18 protein-coding genes are annotated in these 19,132 nt (G+C 70.1%); 9 read left to right on the forward strand and 9 right to left on the reverse strand.

The window, feature by feature from the left end:
- Window positions 1-61: 61 nt before the first annotated feature.
- The 3 genes from FFT09_RS15155 to edd are packed head-to-tail and all read right to left on the reverse strand — an operon-like array spanning window position 62 to window position 4,053.
- Window positions 62-1,504 (reverse strand): lipase maturation factor family protein, encoded by a 1,443-nt coding sequence (locus FFT09_RS15155; RefSeq protein WP_138383060.1) that lies wholly within the window; start codon window positions 1,502-1,504, stop codon window positions 62-64.
- A gap of 48 nt (window positions 1,505-1,552) precedes the next feature.
- The gene (eda, locus tag FFT09_RS15160; protein ID WP_024877181.1) at window positions 1,553-2,188 is read right to left on the reverse strand and encodes a bifunctional 4-hydroxy-2-oxoglutarate aldolase/2-dehydro-3-deoxy-phosphogluconate aldolase; all 636 of its coding nucleotides are present in this window, start codon (window positions 2,186-2,188) and stop codon (window positions 1,553-1,555) included.
- A complete protein-coding gene (edd, locus tag FFT09_RS15165; protein WP_138383061.1) occupies window positions 2,185-4,053 on the reverse strand; it encodes a phosphogluconate dehydratase in 1,869 nt (622 codons plus the stop codon). Before edd ends, eda begins: the two co-directional genes overlap by 4 nt.
- A 278-nt stretch (window positions 4,054-4,331) precedes the next feature.
- Here edd and FFT09_RS15170 point away from each other — a divergent pair, with 278 nt between their 5' ends.
- Genes FFT09_RS15170 through FFT09_RS15185 form a run of 4 tightly spaced genes read left to right on the forward strand, consistent with a single transcriptional unit; the run spans window position 4,332 to window position 8,171 of the window.
- On the forward strand, window positions 4,332-4,622 hold the full coding sequence (locus FFT09_RS15170) for a hypothetical protein (RefSeq protein WP_024877179.1): 291 nt from the start codon (window positions 4,332-4,334) through the stop codon (window positions 4,620-4,622).
- A complete protein-coding gene (locus FFT09_RS15175) occupies window positions 4,609-5,463 on the forward strand; it encodes a hypothetical protein (protein ID WP_081191226.1) in 855 nt (284 codons plus the stop codon). Before FFT09_RS15170 ends, FFT09_RS15175 begins: the two co-directional genes overlap by 14 nt.
- Window positions 5,464-5,497: 34 nt before the next feature.
- Window positions 5,498-7,414: a fumarate reductase/succinate dehydrogenase flavoprotein subunit gene (locus FFT09_RS15180; RefSeq protein ID WP_138383062.1), complete on the forward strand. Its 1,917-nt coding sequence runs from the start codon at window positions 5,498-5,500 to the stop codon at window positions 7,412-7,414.
- 1 nt (window position 7,415) lies between these two features.
- Complete coding sequence (locus FFT09_RS15185) at window positions 7,416-8,171, forward strand: succinate dehydrogenase/fumarate reductase iron-sulfur subunit (protein ID WP_024877176.1); 756 nt, start codon at window positions 7,416-7,418, stop codon at window positions 8,169-8,171.
- Between the two features lie 58 nt (window positions 8,172-8,229).
- On the opposite strand, the gene FFT09_RS15190 is transcribed toward FFT09_RS15185, so the two are convergent.
- The 4 genes from FFT09_RS15190 to FFT09_RS15205 form a co-directional block, all read right to left on the reverse strand.
- Complete coding sequence (locus tag FFT09_RS15190; RefSeq protein ID WP_081191224.1) at window positions 8,230-9,090, reverse strand: amino acid ABC transporter permease; 861 nt, start codon at window positions 9,088-9,090, stop codon at window positions 8,230-8,232.
- Window positions 9,087-9,734: an amino acid ABC transporter permease gene (locus FFT09_RS15195; protein WP_024877174.1), complete on the reverse strand. Its 648-nt coding sequence runs from the start codon at window positions 9,732-9,734 to the stop codon at window positions 9,087-9,089. Before FFT09_RS15195 ends, FFT09_RS15190 begins: the two co-directional genes overlap by 4 nt.
- 93 nt (window positions 9,735-9,827) lie before the next feature.
- Window positions 9,828-10,745, reverse strand: coding sequence for a glutamate ABC transporter substrate-binding protein (locus FFT09_RS15200; protein WP_024877173.1), 918 nt, complete (start codon window positions 10,743-10,745; stop codon window positions 9,828-9,830).
- 53 nt (window positions 10,746-10,798) lie between these two features.
- Window positions 10,799-11,527 carry an amino acid ABC transporter ATP-binding protein gene (locus FFT09_RS15205; RefSeq protein WP_176218279.1) on the reverse strand — a complete coding sequence of 243 codons (729 nt, stop codon included), beginning with the start codon at window positions 11,525-11,527 and terminating at the stop codon, window positions 10,799-10,801.
- Window positions 11,528-11,780: 253 nt separating this feature from the next.
- Between FFT09_RS15205 and miaB the strand changes: the two genes are divergently transcribed.
- Together miaB and FFT09_RS15215 are read left to right on the forward strand one after the other, a co-directional pair.
- Window positions 11,781-13,262, forward strand: coding sequence for a tRNA (N6-isopentenyl adenosine(37)-C2)-methylthiotransferase MiaB (gene miaB / locus FFT09_RS15210; protein WP_081191222.1), 1,482 nt, complete (start codon window positions 11,781-11,783; stop codon window positions 13,260-13,262).
- Window positions 13,259-13,756, forward strand: coding sequence for an Rv2732c family membrane protein (locus FFT09_RS15215; RefSeq protein ID WP_208544422.1), 498 nt, complete (start codon window positions 13,259-13,261; stop codon window positions 13,754-13,756). Before miaB ends, FFT09_RS15215 begins: the two co-directional genes overlap by 4 nt.
- 54 nt (window positions 13,757-13,810) lie before the next feature.
- Here FFT09_RS15215 and FFT09_RS15220 read toward each other — a convergent pair whose 3' ends face one another.
- Window positions 13,811-15,226 carry a DUF349 domain-containing protein gene (locus tag FFT09_RS15220; protein ID WP_138383063.1) on the reverse strand — a complete coding sequence of 472 codons (1,416 nt, stop codon included), beginning with the start codon at window positions 15,224-15,226 and terminating at the stop codon, window positions 13,811-13,813.
- A gap of 174 nt (window positions 15,227-15,400) precedes the next feature.
- Here FFT09_RS15220 and FFT09_RS15225 point away from each other — a divergent pair, with 174 nt between their 5' ends.
- The 3 genes from FFT09_RS15225 to dapF are packed head-to-tail and all read left to right on the forward strand — an operon-like array spanning window position 15,401 to window position 17,862.
- Window positions 15,401-16,114: a class III extradiol ring-cleavage dioxygenase family protein gene (locus FFT09_RS15225; RefSeq protein ID WP_081191220.1), complete on the forward strand. Its 714-nt coding sequence runs from the start codon at window positions 15,401-15,403 to the stop codon at window positions 16,112-16,114.
- Window positions 16,111-17,025 (forward strand): tRNA (adenosine(37)-N6)-dimethylallyltransferase MiaA, encoded by a 915-nt coding sequence (gene miaA / locus FFT09_RS15230; protein WP_024877167.1) that lies wholly within the window; start codon window positions 16,111-16,113, stop codon window positions 17,023-17,025. Before FFT09_RS15225 ends, miaA begins: the two co-directional genes overlap by 4 nt.
- Window positions 17,026-17,034: 9 nt before the next feature.
- Window positions 17,035-17,862, forward strand: a complete 828-nt coding sequence (dapF, locus tag FFT09_RS15235) for a diaminopimelate epimerase (protein WP_138383064.1) — start codon at window positions 17,035-17,037, stop codon at window positions 17,860-17,862.
- Here dapF and FFT09_RS15240 read toward each other — a convergent pair.
- On the reverse strand, window positions 17,851-19,116 hold the full coding sequence (locus FFT09_RS15240) for an MFS transporter (RefSeq protein ID WP_081191218.1): 1,266 nt from the start codon (window positions 19,114-19,116) through the stop codon (window positions 17,851-17,853). The two genes, dapF and FFT09_RS15240, sit on opposite strands and share 12 nt — an antisense overlap.
- Window positions 19,117-19,132: the final 16 nt, after the last annotated feature.

A 19,132-nucleotide genomic window follows, 5' to 3' on the forward strand; every position in this document is an offset into this window, starting at 1 on the left:
TGCGTAGCCGTGTCCGCAAGTTGTGTAGTCGTGTCCGCAGTTCACGTGCCGCCGGGACGGGTTAACCGGGTACCGGAGTGCCGTCGGTACCCAGATGACACACCCGGACGACGGTGCCGACCGGTTCCCGCACCCACCAGGCACGGGTCGAGGCCCGTTCGGCGCGAGTCGTGAAGCGATAGTGGAACAGCCGTGCCCGCACATGGGTGGGGGCGGCTCCGGCGAACGGGTCGTGCCGGAGCAGCGCGCGCACCTCGGGGTCGCCGGTGAGCAGCCGGGTCACCAGTGCGGGCAGCCAGCGCCCGCCGTAGCGGGGTGAAAGGGCCACGAACCAGAGCAGCCAGTCCAGACGCAGGTGGTACGGCGCGACCTGGGGTGGTCTGCGGTACGGGTCGCCGGGCTTGCCCTTGAACTCGAACTCGTGCCACACCGTGTCAGCGCCGACGGCGTCCGCATCGGTGCCCTCGACGATCACCTCGTACCGGTCCCGGGTCACCGTGCCGAACGCGCCGTAGGTGTTGGCCAGATGGAGGGGGTTGAAGCTGAAGTTCATGAGCTGCCCACGTCCGAGCAGGTTGCGGACGGGCCAGTAGCTCAGCACCACGATCAGCACCGTCACCGCGAGTACGACCGCATGGTACCAGGTGGGCGGCGCGGCGAGGTCGGTCGGCGGCGGCACCCCGAGCAGCGCTCCGTCGAGCGCGGGGACGGCCAGTGTCATGGTGAGGGCGTTCAGCCAGGCGAAGTTGCCGCTGAGCAAGAGCCAGCCCTGCGTCACGATGACGACGCCCGCCGCCACGCTCGCGGCCGGTTGCGGTGCGAAGAGCACGAACGGCACCACCAGTTGCGCCACGTGGTTCGCGCCCGCCTCGACGCGGTGTGCCCAGCGCGGCAGGTGGTGGAAGTGCCAGCTCCACGGTCCGGGCATCGGCTGGGTCTCGTGGTGGTAGTACAGGCATGTGAGATCGCGCCAGCACCGGTCGCCCCGCAACTTGATCAGTCCCGCGCCGAACTCGACCCGGAACAGGACCCACAGCAGGAGCAGCAGGGGCAGCAGCGGCACGCCGGTGTGGGCCGGGCCCAGAAAGATCGCCAGAAAGCCCGTTTCCAGCAGCAGCGACTCCCACCCGAACGAGTACCAGACCTGCCCGACGTTGACGATCGACAGGTACAGCACCCAGGGCAGCGCCCACAGCAGGAGGCATCCCCACACGGGCAGCAGGTCGGCGACGCCGACGAGCAGCGCGCCCGACACCGCGATGCCGGTCCAGGCGAGTGCGCGGAAGGACCGGTCGGAGTAGTGCAGGTGGAACAGGCTGGGCGAGCGACGTAGCGGTACCCGGCGCACGAATTCGGGCACGGGCAACAATCCGCGCTGCCCGAGCAGGACGCGGAACTGGTTCAGCGCGCTGGCGAAGGCCACCAGGTAGAGGGCGGCCAGCAGGCGCTGGAACAGCAGCCGCGACGACCAGTAGTCGTCGGCGATGAGCCAGTCCCACGACATCCCGTCAGCGCGCCCTCCCCGACGGGTGGCGGGCCCGCCGCGTCGTGCCTAGGTCGCCGGTGTCCGCCTCAGCGTGGAGGCTTCCTTCGCCAGTGTCTCAATGCGCGCGTAGTCGTGCGTGGCGAGCGCGTCCCGGGGGGTGAGCCAGGAGCCGCCGACGCAGCCGACGTTGGGCAGGGCGAGGTAGTCGCCCGCGCCGGCCGCGGTGATTCCGCCGGTGGGGCAGAAGCGGAGGTGCGGCAACGGCCCCCCGATGGCCGCCAGCGCGGCGGCGCCACCGCTGGCCTCGGCGGGAAAGAACTTGAGGGTGTCGAGCCCGCGTTCGGTGAGCCGGAGGGCTTCGGAGACGGTCGCGACACCCGGCAGTAGCGGCAGACCGGTGCCCTCGGCGGCGTCGAGCAGTGTGTCGGTGGTGCCGGGCGTGACGAGGAAGGCCGCTCCCGCGTCGGCTGCCTCCCGTGCCTGTGCGGGGGTGACGACGGTGCCCGCGCCGACGACCACGTCGGGGACCTCGGTGGCGACCCGGCGGATCGCGTCGAGTGCGGCGTCGGTGCGCAGGGTCAGCTCCACCACGCGGATGCCCCCGGCGGCGAGTGCTTCGGCCACGGGTACGGCCTGATCGGCGTCGTGCAGCACCACCACCGGCATGACCGGGGAGATCGTGAGCAGGTCGGGGGCGTTCATGCGCGTTCCCTCGCCTCGGCCGGGGTGGTGTCGGGTTCGGTGCTCGCCGGAGTAGCGAAGACGCTCGCGCCGAGATCGGCCGGGCCCACGGCGCCGCGCAGCGTGGCGAAGAGTTCCCTGCCGTTGCCGTACCAGGCGTCGTCGGGCGGTGCGGTCGCCGGTGTCCGTGCGGCCAGCGTGGTGGCGTCCACGAGCAGGTCCAGTTCACCGGCCTCGGCGTCGAGCCGGATGATGTCGCCGTCCTCGACCAGCGCGAGCGGCCCGCCCGAGGCGGATTCGGGGGTGACGTGGATGGCGGCGGGGACCTTGCCCGAGGCGCCGGACATCCGGCCGTCGGTGACGAGCGCGACGCGGTGACCGCGGTCCATGAGGACGCAGAGTGCGGGGATCAGCGCGTGCAGTTCGGGCATTCCCTTGGCCTTCGGCCCGTGGTGGCGCACGACCACCACGACGTCGCGGTCGAGTTCGCCCGCGCGGAAGGCGGCGGTGAACTCGTCCTGGGTGGCGAACACGCGGGCGGGGGCGCGCACGGCGCGGTTGTCGGGCGTGACGGCCGAGACCTTGATGACCCCGCGACCGAGGTTGCCGGACACCATGCGCAGCCCGCCCTCGGGCGCGAGCGGGTTGTCGGCGGTACGCAGCACGGTGTCGTCGAGGCTGCGGGTGGGCACGTCGCGCCAGGTCAGCTCACCGTCGTCGAGCACGGGCTCCTGGCGGTAGCGGTCGAGCCCCCTGCCGGCGACCGTCTCGACGTCGGGGTGCAGCAGTCCCGCGTCGAGCAGGGTGCCGACGAGCACCTGCACGCCTCCGGCGGCGTGGAAGTGGTTGATGTCGGCGCTGCCGTTGGGATACACGTGGGCGAGCAGTGGCACGGCCGCCGACAGTTCGGCGAAGTCGTCCCAGGTCAGCGTGATGCCTGCTGCGGCGGCCACGGCGACGAGGTGCAGCGTGTGGTTGGCGGAGCCGCCCGTGGCGAGCAGGCCGACGAGCCCGTTGACGATCGTGCGCTCGTCGATGACGCGGGCGAGCGGCGTGTACTGCTCGCCGTGTGAGATCTCGACGATGCGGCGTGCGGCGTGTTCGGTGAGCGCCCTGCGCAGCGGTGTCCCGGGATGGACGAACGTGGCGCCGGGCAGGTGCAGGCCCATCATCTCGACCACGAGCTGGTTCGAGTTCGCGGTGCCGTAGAACGTGCAGGTGCCGGGGGAGTGGTACGAGGCGGCCTCGGCGTCCAGCAGGTCCTCGCGGGTGGCCTTGCCTTCGGCGAAGAGCTGCCGGATACGTGCCTTCTCCTTGTTGGGCAGCCCGGACGGCATCGGTCCCGCCGGAACGAGCATGGCGGGCAGGTGTCCGAACGCGAGTGAGCCGATGAGCAGCCCCGGCACGATCTTGTCGCAGACCCCGAGCAGGAGTGTGCCGTCGAACATCTCGTGCGAGAGCGCGACTCCTGTGGCCATCGCGATGACGTCGCGGCTGAACAGCGAGAGCTCCATCCCGGAGCGGCCCTGGGTGATGCCGTCACACATGGCGGGCACGCCGCCCGCGAACTGGGCCACGCCACCCGCGTCCCTGGCCGCGCTCTTGATCCACTCCGGGAACTCGGCCAGCGGCTGGTGCGCGGAGAGCAGGTCGTTGTAGGCCGACACGATCGCGATGCCCGGCTTGCGGGCCTCGCGGACGACGCGCAGATCCGGACCCGAGCAGGCGGCGAAGCCGTGGGCGAGGTTGCTGCAGCCCAGCCCGGCCCGGGTGGGGCCTTCGCCTGCGGCGTCGGCGACGCGGTCGAGGTAGGCCCGGCGGCTCTCGGCGCTGCGGTCGGCGATGCGGGCGGTGACGTCGGCGATGACGGGATGAAGGAGGCTCAACGGCGGGTTCTCCGGTCGCTACACGGGTGGACCCACTCGCAGCCAACTACGCACAGTAGGCGAGTGGGGGCGCGAGACGGCGGCGTTGACGTCGCGACACTGTGACAACTGGCACGATACAGCCCAGGTCCGGTGCAACAAAATCGATCCAGACCCGCCGTGTGAGTGATCTTGGTCACGTCAAACGGTCGGGGTGTGCTACTTGTCACATCCGCAGGTCCAAGGCAGAGTCGGCCGTACCGGCGTCGGACTCGGGCCAACGAACTCGGAGGGTGAGCATGTCCAGTGCCGAAATGACGGAGCTGCGCCGGGCGATCGGCCAGCTCAGACAGTGTGTTGGAGCGTTGCGGGCACGCTACGGCGAGGCGCCTGCCGTGCGCAGGATCGTCAACGACGTCGACCGGTTGGACATCGACGCCGGCGACCTCGCGGACGCGCCCCCGGTGCCGCCCCAGGGCGCGGCGGGTGCCGTGGATGTCGTCAAGATTCCCGACACGCCGTACGACCCCGCGCTGTGGAAGGGCGCCGACGACGAGGGCGTGGGTGGCTACCAACGTGACCAGCACTGACCACACGGATCGGGGCGAGACCACGGAACCCGGCGACCGCGCGGCGCCGGGCAGCGGCCCCGCGCGCACGCGGGTGGCGCTGGACAGGCGCACGCTGCGGACCGACCGGTGGTGGGTGCCTCCCCTGCTCACCACGCTGGGGCTCGCCACGTTCGTGGTGTACGCGACCGTGCGCTCGTTCATGCGCGAGGGGTACTGGGACGCGGAGAACCACTACCTCACGCCGTTCTACTCGCCATGCCTGAGTGAGTCGTGCGTACCGGGGTCGAGCCACTTCGGCACACCGATCGGCGAACTGCCGGGGTTCATCCCGCTCGCGTTCCTGTCGTTGCCGTTCCTGCTGGGCTTCCGGCTCACCTGCTACTACTACCGCAAGGCCTACTACCGCTCGGTGTGGTTCGCGCCCCCTGCCTGTGGGGTCGCCGAGCCGCACGCGCGGTACACCGGGGAGACGCGGCTGCCGCTGATCGTGCAGAACGCGCATCGCTACTTCTTCTACGCCGCCGTCCTCATCACGGTGATCAACACCTACGACGCGGTACTGGCCTTCGGGGGCGAGCGCGGTGTCGGGATCGGGCTCGGCAACATCGTGTTGCTGGTCAACGTGTTCTTCCTCTGGTGCTACACGCTGTCGTGCCACTCCTGCAGGCACGTCACCGGGGGCAGGCTGAAGCACTTCTCGAAGAACCCGATCCGGTACCGAATCTGGACGCAGGTCAGCAAACTCAACGTCCGCCACATGCAGTTCGCGTGGATCACGCTGGGCACGCTGGTGCTCACGGATCTCTACGTCTGGCTGGTGTCCACGGGCACGATCACCGACCTGCGCATCGTCAACTGACTCGGACGACACAACTGAAGGTGGCCAACTTTTCATGACCGAGGTCGAACGGCACAGCTACGACGTGGTGGTGATCGGTGCCGGTGGGGCCGGACTGCGAGCCGTGATCGAGGCGCGGCAGCGTGGGCTGTCCGTCGCGGTGGTGTGCAAGTCACTGTTCGGCAAGGCGCACACCGTCATGGCCGAGGGCGGGTGTGCGGCCTCGATGGGTAACGCGAACCCGAACGACGGCTGGCAGGTGCATTTCCGCGACACCATGCGTGGCGGGAAGTTCCTCAACAACTGGCGCATGGCGGAACTGCACGCCAGGGAGGCGCCCGAACGGGTGTGGGAGCTGGAGACGTACGGCGCGCTCTTCGACCGCACGGCCGACGGGCGGATCAGCCAGCGCAACTTCGGTGGTCACACCTATCCACGGCTGGCGCACGTCGGCGACCGCACGGGCCTCGAACTCATCCGCACGATGCAGCAGAAGATCGTGTCACTGCAACAGCAGGACTTCGCCGCGCACGGGGACTACGAGGCGAAGCTCAAGGTGTTCGGCGAATGCACGATCACGGAGCTGCTGACACAGGACGGCGCTGTCGCGGGTGCGTTCGGGTACTGGCGGGAGTCAGGGCGGTTCGTGCTGTTCGAGTCGCCCGCGGTGGTGCTGGCCACGGGCGGCATCGGCAAGTCCTTCACGGTGACGTCGAACTCCTGGGAGTACACCGGAGACGGGCACGCACTCGCGCTGCGGGCGGGCGCCGACCTGATCAACATGGAGTTCGTGCAGTTCCACCCCACCGGGATGGTCTGGCCACCGAGTGTGAAGGGCATCCTCGTCACCGAGGGTGTTCGGGGCGACGGCGGAGTGCTGCGCAATTCCGAAGGCGAGCGGTTCATGTTCCGCTACGTTCCCGACGTCTTCAAGGGTCAGTACGCGGAGACGGAGGAGGAGGCCGACCGCTGGTACGAGGACCCGGACAACAACCGCCGCACGCCGGACCTGCTGCCGAGGGACGAGGTGGCCCGGGCGATCAACACGGAGGTCAAGGAGGGCCGGGGCTCCCCGCACGGCGGCGTGTTCCTCGACATCGCCAGCCGGATGTCGTCCGAGGAGATCCGGCGCAGGCTGCCGTCGATGTACCACCAGTTCCGCGAACTCGCCGACGTCGACATCACGGCCGAGCCGATGGAGGTCGGGCCCACCTGCCACTACGTCATGGGCGGGATCGAGGTCGACCCCGACACGGCGTCGTCCGGCGTGCCCGGTCTGTTCGCGGCGGGTGAGTGTTCCGGCGGCATGCACGGGTCCAACCGGCTCGGCGGCAACTCGCTGTCGGACCTGCTGGTCTTCGGGCGCAGGGCGGGGCTCGGGGCCGCGGACTACGTCGACTCGCTCGACAGCAGGCCATCGGTGTCCGAAGTGGATGTGGCGGTCGCCGCGAGGGCGGCGCTCGCCCCGTTCGACCCGCCGCGCGACGGGCTGCGGGCCGAGAACCCGTACACCCTCCAGACCGAGCTCCAGCAGTGCATGAACGAACTGGTCGGCATCATCCGCACCGCCCCGGAGATCGAGACCGCGCTGGAACGGCTCGACGCGATCCGCGAACGGATTCGCGGTGTCGCCGTGGAGGGACATCGTCAGTACAACCCGGGCTGGCACCTGGCTCTGGACCTGCGCAACATGCTGATCGTCAGCGAGTGTGTGGCGCGGGCGGCGCTGCGGCGGACCGAGAGCCGGGGCGGGCACACCCGCGACGACCATCCCCGGTTGGACTCGCGCTGGCGCAACACGCTGCTCGTGTGCTCGGCCGACGACCGCGAGGCCCCGGTCCCGAGGGTGGAGGTCACGGCGAAGGAGCAGGTCCCGATGCGCGACGACCTGTTCTCGCTGTTCGAGCTGACCGAGCTGGAGAAGTACTACACCGACGACGAACTGGCCGACCATCCGGAAAGGACGGCCTGACATGGGCTACGAGGCGACGCTGCGGGTGTGGCGCGGAGACGACGGCGCGGGGGAGCTGCGCGACTACACCGTGGAGGCCAACGAGGGCGAGGTGGTTCTCGATCTGATCCACCGGCTCCAGGCCACGCAGGCTCCGGACCTGGCGGTGCGGTGGAACTGTAAGGCGGGCAAGTGCGGGTCCTGCTCGGCCGAGGTGAACGGCAGGCCGCGACTGCTGTGCATGACCCGGATGTCGGTGTTCGGCCGCGACGAAGTCATCACGGTGACACCGATGCGGACCTTCCCCGTGGTGCGCGACCTGGTCACCGACGTGTCCTACAACTACGTCAAGGCACGCGAGATCCCGGCGTTCACGCCTCCGGACGACCTGGCGCCCGGCGAGTACCGCATGCACCAGGTCGACGTGGAACGCTCGCAGGAGTTCCGCAAGTGCATCGAGTGCTTCCTCTGCCAGAACGTCTGCCACGTGATCCGCGACCACGAGGAGAACAAGACCGCGTTCGCCGGACCCCGGCACCTCATGCGCATCGCCGAGCTGGAGATGCATCCGCTCGACGCGGCCGACCGGACCCAGGAGGCACAGACGGAACACGGCCTCGGGTACTGCAACATCACGAAGTGCTGCACGGAGGTCTGTCCCGAGAACATCCACATCACCGACAACGCGCTGATCCCGATGAAGGAGCGCGTCGCCGATCGCCGCTACGACCCGGTGGTGTGGCTGGGCAACAAGCTGTTCCGCCGAAACCGCGACTGATCCGACGACGAGGCCGCCACTTCCCGGAGGAACGTGGCGGCCTCGTGGCGTCGTCGGCTCAGGCAGGCTTGCCGTCGGTGAGCACGCCTTCCTCGGTCTCGGCCGTCACGTCCACGGCCAGCGACTTCTTGCTGCGCCGGTTGCGCGATTCCAGCCACTTCGCGAAGCCGGTCAGCGCCAGGCACATGAGGATGTACATCGCACCGACCACGATCGTGATCGGGATCAGCGGGCGGCCGAACTCCAGGCTGCCGCCGAGGTAGCGGGCGTAGCGGAGCAGCTCCTCGTAGGTGATGAGGAAGCCCAGAGCCGTGTCCTTCAACAGCACCACGAGCTGGCTGATGATGGCGGGCAGCATCGCCCGCAGCGCCTGGGGCAGCAGCACGAGCCGCATGACCTGGGTCTTGCGCATGCCGATCGCGTAGGCGGCCTCGCTCTGTCCCTTCGGCAGCGAGAGGATGCCTGCGCGGAACACCTCGGCCAGCACCGAGCCGTTGTACAGCGTCAGGCCCAGCACCACGGAGTAGAACGGCTCGCCGAGCGCCAGCCCGTAGTGGAAGAAGAAGATCATCACGACGAGCGGGACGGCGCGGAAGAACTCCACGATGAGCGTGGCGGGAACCCGGATCGCCGCGTGGTCGGACAGCCTGCCCGCCGCGAAGATCGCGCCGAAGGCCAGGGCGAGCACCGCACCGGCACCGAACGCGCGCAGCGTGTTCACCAGCGCGTCCACCACTTCGAGCTGGACCTGCTCGTAGAGGGCCCATTCCCAGATGTCGGCGTCGAACTGGCCGGCGTCGGCGAACTGGTAGATGACGTACGAGACGATCCCGACCAGGGCGAGCACACCGCCCACCGCGTACAGGCGGTGCCGGACTCGCGACTTCGGTCCCGGGACGTCGAACAGGACGGCGGTCATCGGGCCACGCTCCAGCGCTTCTCGAGGCTACGTTGCAGCAGGGTCAGCGGAGTGATGAGGAGAACGAAGCCGAGCGCGACCCAGAGCAGCCCGATCATGACGCTGTAACCGCGCTCGGACAGGTAGTTCTGGATGGCACCGGCCTCGACCACCGAGAAGCCCGCCGCGATGGTGGTGTTCTTCAGCAGCGCGATCATGGTGCTCATCATGGGCGGCACCACCGAGCGTGCCGCCTGCGGCAGCACGACCTGACCCAGCGTCTGACCGAACGTGAGCCCGACCGCGCGGGCCGCCTCGGCCTGGCCGACGGGCACCGTGTTGATGCCCGACCGCACGACCTCGCACACGAACGCCGCCGTGTACACCGTCAGCGCCACGACGGCCGCCGAGAAGTACGACAGCTCGACGACATCGAGCAGCGGGAAGGCGAACACGAAAAAGAAGAACAGCAGGGTCAGCGGTGTGTTCCGGAACAACGTCACGTACGCGGCGCCCGCGGCACGCAGGATCGGCACCGGGCTCACGCGCAGCATCGCCAGGATGGTGCCCAGCACCAGCGCGCCGATCGCCGAGAAGACGAACAGTTTGATCGTGTTGAGAAAACCCGGCCCGTACAGGTCGAGGTTGTCCAGCAGTACGTCCATGTTTCCCTCGGTGGTGCGGGGACTGGTGGGGCTGCCGACATACGCGGCCCTCGGCGGCGACGGAGTGCGTCACCACCGAGGGCCACATCGGCGTCAGTAGCGGTCGATCTCCGGCATCTCGGCCTCGTTGCCCGACTTGCCGAGCGTGGCGTCGTAGATCTCCTGCCAGGTGCCGTCGTCCATGGCTTCCTGGAGGATGTCGTTGACCTTCTCGCGCAGGGCGTCGTCCTCCTTGGGCAGGCCCACACCGTAGGGCTCGTCCGAGAACGACTCGCCGACGACCTTCAGCTCGTCCGGGGACTGCGCGGCGTAGCCGAGCAGGATGGCGTCGTCGGTCGTGACGGCGTCCACCTGGCCGTTGAGCAGCTCGGACACGCACTGCGAGTAGGTCTGCAGCTCGACGATGTCGCCACCGGGCTGGTGCAGACCCTCGTCCCGCACCCGCTGGATCGGGGTGGAGCCGCTCACCGAGCAGACCGCCTTGCCTGCCAGGTCGTCCTTGCCGTTGATCTCGTTGTCGTCGGCGGCGACCAGCAGGCCCTGCCCGGCGACGAAGTACGGACCCGCGAAGCTGACCTGCTGCTTGCGCTTGTCGTTGATCGTGTACGTGCCCACGTAGTAGTCCACGTCACCGTTGATCAGCGCCTGCTCGCGGCCCGCCGACGGCACGGCCTTGTACTCGATCGACTCGGGGTCGAAGCCGAGCTCGGCCGAGATGAGGCGACCGATCTCGACGTCGAAGCCGCTGTACTCACCGGTCCTCGGGTCCTTGTAGCCGAGGTTGGGCTGGTCCTCCTTGACGCCCATGACCACGTTGCCGGTCTGCTGCATCTTCTCGAAGGTGGGGGAGCCCTCGACGGTGACGTCGGAGGCCACCTCGTAGCTCAGGGCGGGGGCGTCGCCCTCCTCGTTGCCGGAGCCGCCGGCGTCGGACGGCGCTCCTTCCTTACCGCATGCGGTGAGCGCGAGGCCCGCGGCCAGCAGTCCCACCGTTAGGGTGCGGATCTTCATGTGCACCTCTCCTGTTTCCGGTTGGGGCGGCGGACGCCGCCACGACGTGGTGGTCAGTGAGTGAGGATCTTGCCGAGGAAGTCCTTCGCCCGCTCGGAACGGGGAGCGGTGAAGAACGCATCCGGCGTGGAGTCCTCGACGATCTCTCCGTCGGACATGAACACGACGCGGTGGGCGGCCCTGCGGGCGAAGCCCATTTCGTGGGTCACCACGAGCATCGTCATACCGTCGTCGGCGAGTTCGGTCATGGTGTCGAGCACTTCCTGCACCATCTCGGGGTCGAGGGCGGAGGTCGGCTCGTCGAACAGCATCACCTTGGGGCGCATCGCGAGAGCGCGGGCGATCGCCGCACGCTGCTGCTGACCACCGGACAGCTGCGCCGGGTACTTCTGCGCCTGGTTGGCGATGCCCACGCGCTCCAGCAACTCCATCGCCGTCGTTTTGGCCTCGTCGGCACCCGTCTTGCGGACCTTCGTGGGTCCGAGCGTGACGTTCTCGACGATCGTCTTGTGAGCGAAGAGGTTGAACTGCTGGAACACCATGCCGACGTCGGCACGCAGGGCCGCGAGTGCCTTGCCCTCGGCGGGCAGGGGTTTGCCGTCGATGGAGATTTCGCCTGAGTCGATCGGCTCGAGCCGGTTGATGGCGCGGCACAGCGTCGACTTGCCTGAGCCCGACGGACCGAGGACGACCACCACCTGTCCCGACGGCACCTCGAAGTCGATGTCCTTGAGCACGTGCAGGTCGCCGAAGTGCTTGTTCACCGCCGCCGCCTTGATCATCGGCGGTGTGGGCGTCGCGGTGCTCATCTGACCTCCATCACACGGCAAGCCGCGGGTTGCGGGTTGTCACGGGCAACACCCGGATTTAACACCTTCGGGGCAATCCGGCGTGGGCTTCGAATCAAGGAGCAACCTTAAGTGTTGGTGGCGGCGGAACGGGTCCACCCCCGCCCTGGCGTTACCGAACTCTAACCAGACCGAGGCTCGCGGCCGTGTTGAGGTGGCCAAACGCCGTTGACCTACCCTGGCAGACGTGACCCGAACATTCGCCATCCGCACCTTCGGGTGCCAGATGAACGTGCACGACTCCGAGCGTCTCGCCGGGCAACTGGAGGACGCCGGATACGCCCTCGCCACCGACGGTGAGGACCCGGATCTGGTCGTGCTCAACACCTGTGCGGTGCGCGAGAACGCCGACAACAAACTGTACGGGCACCTCGGTCACCTGCGTGCCAGCAAGACCGCGAGGCCGGGAATGCAGATCGCGGTCGGCGGGTGCCTCGCGCAGAAGGACAGGGGCGAGATCGTCAAGCGGGCCCCCTGGGTCGACGTGGTGTTCGGCACGCACAACCTGGCGGCCCTTCCCGTACTGCTGGAACGCGCCCGGCACAACGCCGAGGCCCAGGTGGAGATCCTGGAGTCGCTGGAGACGTTCCCGTCGACGCTGCCCGCGCGTCGCGAGTCCGCCTACTCGGGCTGGGTGTCGATCTCGGTGGGCTGTAACAACACGTGCACGTTCTGCATCGTGCCGTCGTTGCGGGGCAAGGAGCGCGACCGCCGTCCCGGGGACGTACTGGCCGAGGTGGAGGCCCTGGTCGCCGAGGGCGTGCTCGAAGTGACCCTGCTGGGGCAGAACGTGAACTCCTACGGCGTCGAGTTCGGCGACCGGCACGCGTTCGGCAAGCTGCTGCGCTCGTGTGGGGCGGTCGAGGGCCTGGAGAGGGTGCGGTTCACCTCGCCGCACCCCGCGGCCTTCACCGAGGACGTGATCGACGCGATGGCCGAGACGCCGACGGTGTGCCACCAGCTGCACATGCCGTTGCAGTCCGGCTCCGACCGGGTACTCAAGGCCATGCGCCGCTCGTACCGCTCGTCGCGTTTCCTGTCCATCGTGGACAAGGTCCGGGAGGCCATGCCCGACGCGGCCATCACCACCGACATCATCGTGGGCTTTCCCGGGGAGACCGAGGAGGACTTCCAGCAGACCCTCGACGTCGTGCGCCGCGCCCGGTTCTCCAGCGCCTTCACCTTCCAGTACTCACCCCGGCCCGGTACCCCCGCCGCCGAACTCGACGACCAGATCCCGAAGGCGGTCGTGCAGGAGCGCTACGACCGGCTCGTCGCGCTGCAGAACGACATCGCGTGGCAGGAGAACCGGGCGCAGGTCGGCCGGACCGTCGAGCTGCTGGTCGCCGCGGGGGAGGGCCGCAAGGACGCCGAGACCCACCGGATGAGTGGCCGGGCGCGGGACGGGCGGCTGGTGCACTTCACCCCGACCGGGACCGCGGTCGACGGCGAGATCCGGCCCGGCGACATCGTCGAGACCACGGTCACCTACGCCGCGCCCCACCATCTGGTGGCCGACGGTGACGTGCGATCGCACCGCCGCACCAGGGCGGGCGACAACGTGGCGGCGGGCCAGCGGCCCAGAACGCAGGGCGTCGGACTGGGGTTGCCCTCCTTCGGCCGTCCGCCCGTGGCCGTGGGCGCCGACTCCGAAGGGTGCTCCCGATGACCGACGACCGCGACCCCGGGCGCGACACGGACCGCGGTGACCCGGAGCTCGGCGAGCTGGCCGCCGATGTCGATGCCACCCTCGGCAGGGCGGTGAAAACCGTCGAGTTCGGCCGGCGCGGCTTCGTCATCGCGCTGATCGTGTTCGCGTTGCTGGTGGGGCTGGTGCTGCCCTGGGTGGACGGCCACGCGGGATGGCAGGCGCTGCTCGGCGAGGCGGGGGTGATCCCGCAGCTGTTCGCCGCGACGTCCATCGGATTCGGAGTGCTGGGCTCGGCGCTCGCGCTGGCGACCCGCCGGTGGTGGCTCACGTGGGTGTGCGCGATCGGCGGTTGGTTCGCGTTCGTCGACGGCATCCTCGCCGTGTGGTCGCAGCAGTCGTCCGGAATCAGCGGGGTGCCGGGGGAGGGGCCGGGGATCGGTCTCGTCGTGGCCGCCGCCGCGATGGCGTTGCTGGCGTTCCAGTGGATGAAGCTGGCCTGGTCGCGTTCGTGAGGGTGGGGAGCCCGCCGTGACTCCCCACCCCGACCCGTCAGCAGGCCCGGAAGGTCAGCGGTTGGCCACCGCTTCTTCTGCGGTGCGCAGCCACTCGCGCCACTGGGCGGCCTGCTCCTCGGCTTTCTTGGCCCTGCGGTCGTCGCCCGCGGCCCTGGCCTTCTCGGCCTGGGACTCGAACTGCTCCACCCGTTCGCGGAACTGGGCCGCCCTGGCCTCGGCCTCCGGGTCCGTCCGTCGCCAGCGGGCGTCCTCGGCCGAGCGCACCCGGTCCTGCACGGCCTTCAACCGGCCGTCCAGTTCGCGCATGCGTTCCCTCGGGACCTTGCCGATCTCGTCCCAGCTGGCCTGGATGCGGCGCAGCTGGGATTTCGCGGCGTCGAGGTTGGCCGACGGATCGATCTTCTCGGCCTCGGTGAGCAGCTCCTCCTTGCGGGCCGCGTTCTCGGCGAACTCGGCGTCGCGTTCCGAGAAGGCCGCCGAACGGCGCGAGAAGAACGTGTCCTGCGCGGCCCTGAACCGTTGCCAGAGGGCGTCGTCGGCGTCCTTCGGTGCGCGGCCCGCGGCTTTCCACTCGGCCATCAGGTCCTTGTAACGTCCTGCCGTCGGGCCCCAGTCGGTGGAGTCGGACAGCGACTCCGCCTCCTCGATCAGCTCCTCTTTCCGTTGCTTGGCGGCGGCACGCTGCTTGTCGAGTTCGGCGAAGTGGGAGCCACGGCGGCGGCTGAACGACTCCCTGGCCTTGGAGAACCGCTTCCACAGCTCGTCGTCGGTCTTGCGGTCGACGCCCTTGACGGTCTTCCACTCGTCCAGGATCGCCTTGAGCCGGTCCCCTGCGGCCTTCCACTGGGTGGAGGAGGTGGCGATCTCCTCGGCTTCCGCCGCGAGTTCCTGCTTGCGTGCGACGGCGGCGGCCCTGGCGCGCTCGCGCTCCTGCTTCCCGCGCTCCAGCGCCGACTCGGCGTGGGCGACCACGTGATCGAGCCGTGTGCGCAGGGCGTCGAGATCACCGACCACGGCGGCTTCCGGCAGTGTGTCGCGCAGGTGCGTCGCGGTGGACAGGGCCTGCTTCGGATCGCCTGCTCCGGACGCGAGCCTGCTCTGCAGCAGCTCCACCTCGGTGCGCAGGTCGTCGAACCGCCGCGCGTAGTGCATGAGGCCCTCGTCGGCCGAGCCCGCCTGCCACACGCCGACCTTCCGTTCACCGTCGGCCGTGCGAACGTAGACGGTGCCGTCGTCGTCGACCCGCCCCCACCGCGACGGGTGCGACTCGGCCACCGGTACAGCGGGTGCGTGCGTACCGCCGGACGGGTGAGGCACCTGGTGTGGCGTGGGGACGTCCGCGGGCGTGTCCCTGGGCCCCGTGAGATCCGTGGAATTCGTGGCCTCAGTGGGCTCAGTGGGCTCAGTGGGCTCAGTGGGCTCCGTGGGCACTGCGGGTCCGCCGGGTGTGGTGTTCTGCTCGGCCATGGCCGGCTCCTTCTCGCTGTCCGGCCCGCGGTGTCGTCGCGGGCGCCCCGCTGCGGGCGGGGCCGGGTGTTGCGGTACGGGTCTGTAGGCCGCATTCAAACAGGTAACACCGCTTCTGGGTACTCCATGCCTCGATAGGTACCTCTCGTGCCGCGGCCGGTAACCTCGGAACGCGTGATCGCGTGTGCCGTCGTGGTGCCTCAGCCACCGTTACTCGTGCCCGAGCTGGTGGCGGGCGCGGCGGTGCGCACGGCCGCCGTCCGTGAGGCGGCCGTGGCGGCGGCCCGCGCCCTGGCTCGGGTCAGCGGGCGCTGGCTGGCCGTCGGCGTCGGTGAGCACCGGGAGACCGTGGACTCCGTGTCGCGCGGCGGTTTCCGTGGCTACGGCGTCGACGTCGCCGTGTCGCTGTCCGCGACCCGGCCGCCGCGGCAGGGCACGGCCCCGGCCGACCTCCCGCTGAGCGCGCTCGTCGCCGGATGGTTGCGGGAGCAGGCCGGTGCCGAGTCGGTCCGCGTGGAGATCGTCCCTCGGCACGCGGCGGTGGCCGAGTGCGCGGAACTGGGGCAGGCGCTGGCCACGGCGGACGAGCGGGCACTACTGGTACTCGGGGACGGATCCACCCGCCATCCCGCCGCGCCTCCCGGCTGGCCCGACTCCCGCGCGGAGACCTTCGATGCCGGGGTGCGGGCCGCGCTGGCCGGGGCCGACACCGACGGGCTGCTCGCCCTGTCGCCGGAACTCGCGGCCGAGCTGCAGGCGGACGGACGTGCGGCCTGGCAGGTGCTCGCGGGACTGGCGCGCGCCGAGCCGGGCTGGCGAGGCGAGGTCACGTACTCGGCGGCACCGTTCGGCGTCGCCTACCACGTCGCCACCTGGACACGCTCGTGAGCGCGTCCGTCACCGCACCCGTGGCCGTCGTGGGGCCCACGGCGACCGGCAAGACCGCGCTGGGTGTCGCGCTCGCGCTCGCCCTGGACGGCGAGGTGGTCAACGCCGACGCCATGCAGCTGTACCGGGGCATGGACATCGGCACCGCGAAGGCCACCGAGCACGAACGCCACGGCGTGCCGCACCACCTGCTCGACGTCCTCGACGTCACGGAGACAGCCTCGGTGGCCGACTACCAGATCCACGCCCGCGCGACGATCGAGTCGCTGCTGGCTCGCGGCAAGGTCCCCGTGATCGTCGGCGGCTCGGGTCTCTACGTGCAGGCGATCGTCGACGACCTCCGCTTCCCCGGCACCGACCCCGAGGTGCGGGGTGAGCTGGAGCAGCAGGCGCGGGTCCACGGCACGGCGTCGCTGCACCGGCGTCTCGCCGGCCTGGACCCGGCCGCCGCGGGCACGATCCTGCCCACCGACACCCGGAGGGTCGTCCGGGCGCTGGAGGTCATCCGGCTCACGGGGGAACCGTTCTCGGCGAACCTGCCCCGACCCGGGGCCCCGCGCTACGGCACGGTGCTCGTCGGAGTGGACCGGCCGGTGGCCGAACTCGACGAGCGTGTCGAGCGCAGGGTCGAGCACATGTTCGCCGCCGGACTCGTCGACGAGGTACGGCGACTGGAACAGCGGGGACTGCGTGAGGGAAGGACGGCCTCCCGCGCTCTCGGCTACCGGCAGGTGCTCGACGCCCTCGCCGGTGACGGCGACCTGGCCGCCGCGGCGTCGGCGACGGTCGTGGCCACGCGACGGTTCGTGCGCAGGCAGCGTTCCTGGTTCCGGCGTGACGACCGGATCCGCTGGCTCGACGGTGGGGCACCCGATCCGGTCGCCGCCGTGCTGTCCCGGCTGTCCTCGTAAGCTGGTCCCATGGCTGGGATCGAGTTCCTCAAGGGGCACGGCACGCAGAACGACTTCGTCCTGCTGCCGGACCCCGCCGGGTCGCTGGAGCTGACCCCGCGGCGGGTCGCGGCGCTGTGCGACCGGCAGCGGGGACTGGGAGCCGACGGTGTGTTGCGGGTCGTGCGCTCCGCCGCCCTGGACGCCGACTCGGCCGCCGAGTGGTTCATGGACTACCGCAACGCGGACGGCTCCATCGCCGAGATGTGCGGCAACGGTGTCCGGGTCTTCGCGCGCTACCTGGTGGAGTCCGGGCTGGAGGCCGGTCCCGAGTTCGCGGTGGGCAGCAGGGCGGGAGACCGGCCGGTCCGCGTTCACGACGATCTCTCGGTCACGGTCGGGATGGGACGGCCCACGGTCACGGGCACCTCCGTGGCGGTGGTCGACGGCAGGCAGGTCTCCGGTGTGGCCGTCGACGTCGGCAACCCGCACCTCGTCTCGGTACTCGACGACGACGTCCGCGCGCTCGATCTGCGGGAACCGCCGCGGTACGACAGTGAGGTGTTCCCGGAGGGCGTGAACATCGAGTTCGTCAACCTGCTCGGGCCCGAGCTGCTGCGGATGCGGGTCCACGAGCGGGGCGTGGGGGAGACGCGCGCCTGTGGGACGGGCACGGTCGCGGCGGTGGCGGCCACGCTGCACCTGCGCGGCGACGACAGCGGTGAGTCCGCTGTGGAGATTCCCGGTGGTCGCGTTGCGGTGACGGTGGGCTCGGACGGCGGCGCGACGCTCACGGGCCCGGCCGTCTTTGTCGCGCGGGGTGAACTCGAGGGCGTTTGGTGGGACTCACTCACCTGAGGCGGCCTCCTGACCGGGGTGTGCGACCGGCCGAACGCGCTCCGGCGTCCGCCGCAACGGTGACAGCAGCACCCACAGGCCCGAGAGCGCGAGCCCGGCCGCTGTGAGCCAGACCGTGGCGCGCACCCCGAGCCACTCCCCGAGCACTCCGCCGAGCAGGCTGCCGAGGGGGAGAACGCCCCACACCACGAACCGCACGCTCGCGTTCATGCGCCCGAGTAGACGGTCGGGGCACACCGCCTGGCGGTAGCTGACCTGAGCGACGTTGTAGACCACCACGCCGTAGCCGACCGCGACGAACGCCGCGGCCGCGAGCCCGACCCGCCATCCGGGCGCGGTCAACGGCACGAGAAGCTGGGCGGGCCAGGTCACCAGCGGGACGAGCCAGATGGCACGGAGCAGCCCGAGCCGTGCCACGCTGCGGCCGGCGGTCACCGCGCCGAGCAGTCCGCCCACGCCGTGACAGGCCAGCACCCAGCCGACGGCGCCCGCCGACAGCCCCACGTCGCGGGTGAGGAACAGGATCTCCACGGCGGTGAACATGCCGCCCATCAGGTTTCCGGACGCGGTGCACAGTGTGACGGCGCGCAGGGCGGGGTTCTCGAACACGAACCGCAGCCCCTCGGCGACCTGGGCACGCAGCCGGGCCGTCCCGTGCGACGGCGGAGGTGGTTCCCCGGCCCGGACGCGCCACAGCAACCAGGCGGAGGCCAGATAGCTCGCGCCGACCGTCACCATCGCGCCCGCCGCTCCCACCAGCCCGGCGAGAGTGCCACCCAGACCGGGGCCGGCCACGTTGGCCACCGACTGACTGACCTGCAGTTTCGCGTTGCCCTCCAGTAGCTTCTCCCGGCCCACCAGCGACGGCAGGTACGACTGGTAGGAGAGGTCGAAGAACACGGTGCCGACACCGACCAGCGCCGCGACCACCACCAGGTGGGCCAGCGTCAGCACGTCGAGCCACCACGCGAGCGGAACGCTGAGCAACAGCAGGCCCCGGAACAGGTCGGCACCGATCATCAGCGGCCTGCGCCGCAGCCGGTCCACCCACACTCCCGCCGGCAGCCCCAGCAACAGGAAGGCCGCGTTCTCCGCGGCCGTGAGCAGCCCCATTTGCAGCGGCGTGGCGGCCAGCGCGGTGGCGGCCAGCAGCGGAAGCAGTGTCCGTCCCACGAACGTGCCGAACTGGCTCGCCGTGTCACCGGCCCAGAACAGCCGGAAGTCCCGGTGTCGCCACAGCGTGTCCCCAGTCATGCCGGGAAGACTGCCG

Origin of the sequence: Saccharomonospora piscinae (genome assembly GCF_005862235.1) — a bacterium.
Classification (GTDB): Bacteria; Actinomycetota; Actinomycetes; order Mycobacteriales; family Pseudonocardiaceae; genus Saccharomonospora; species Saccharomonospora piscinae.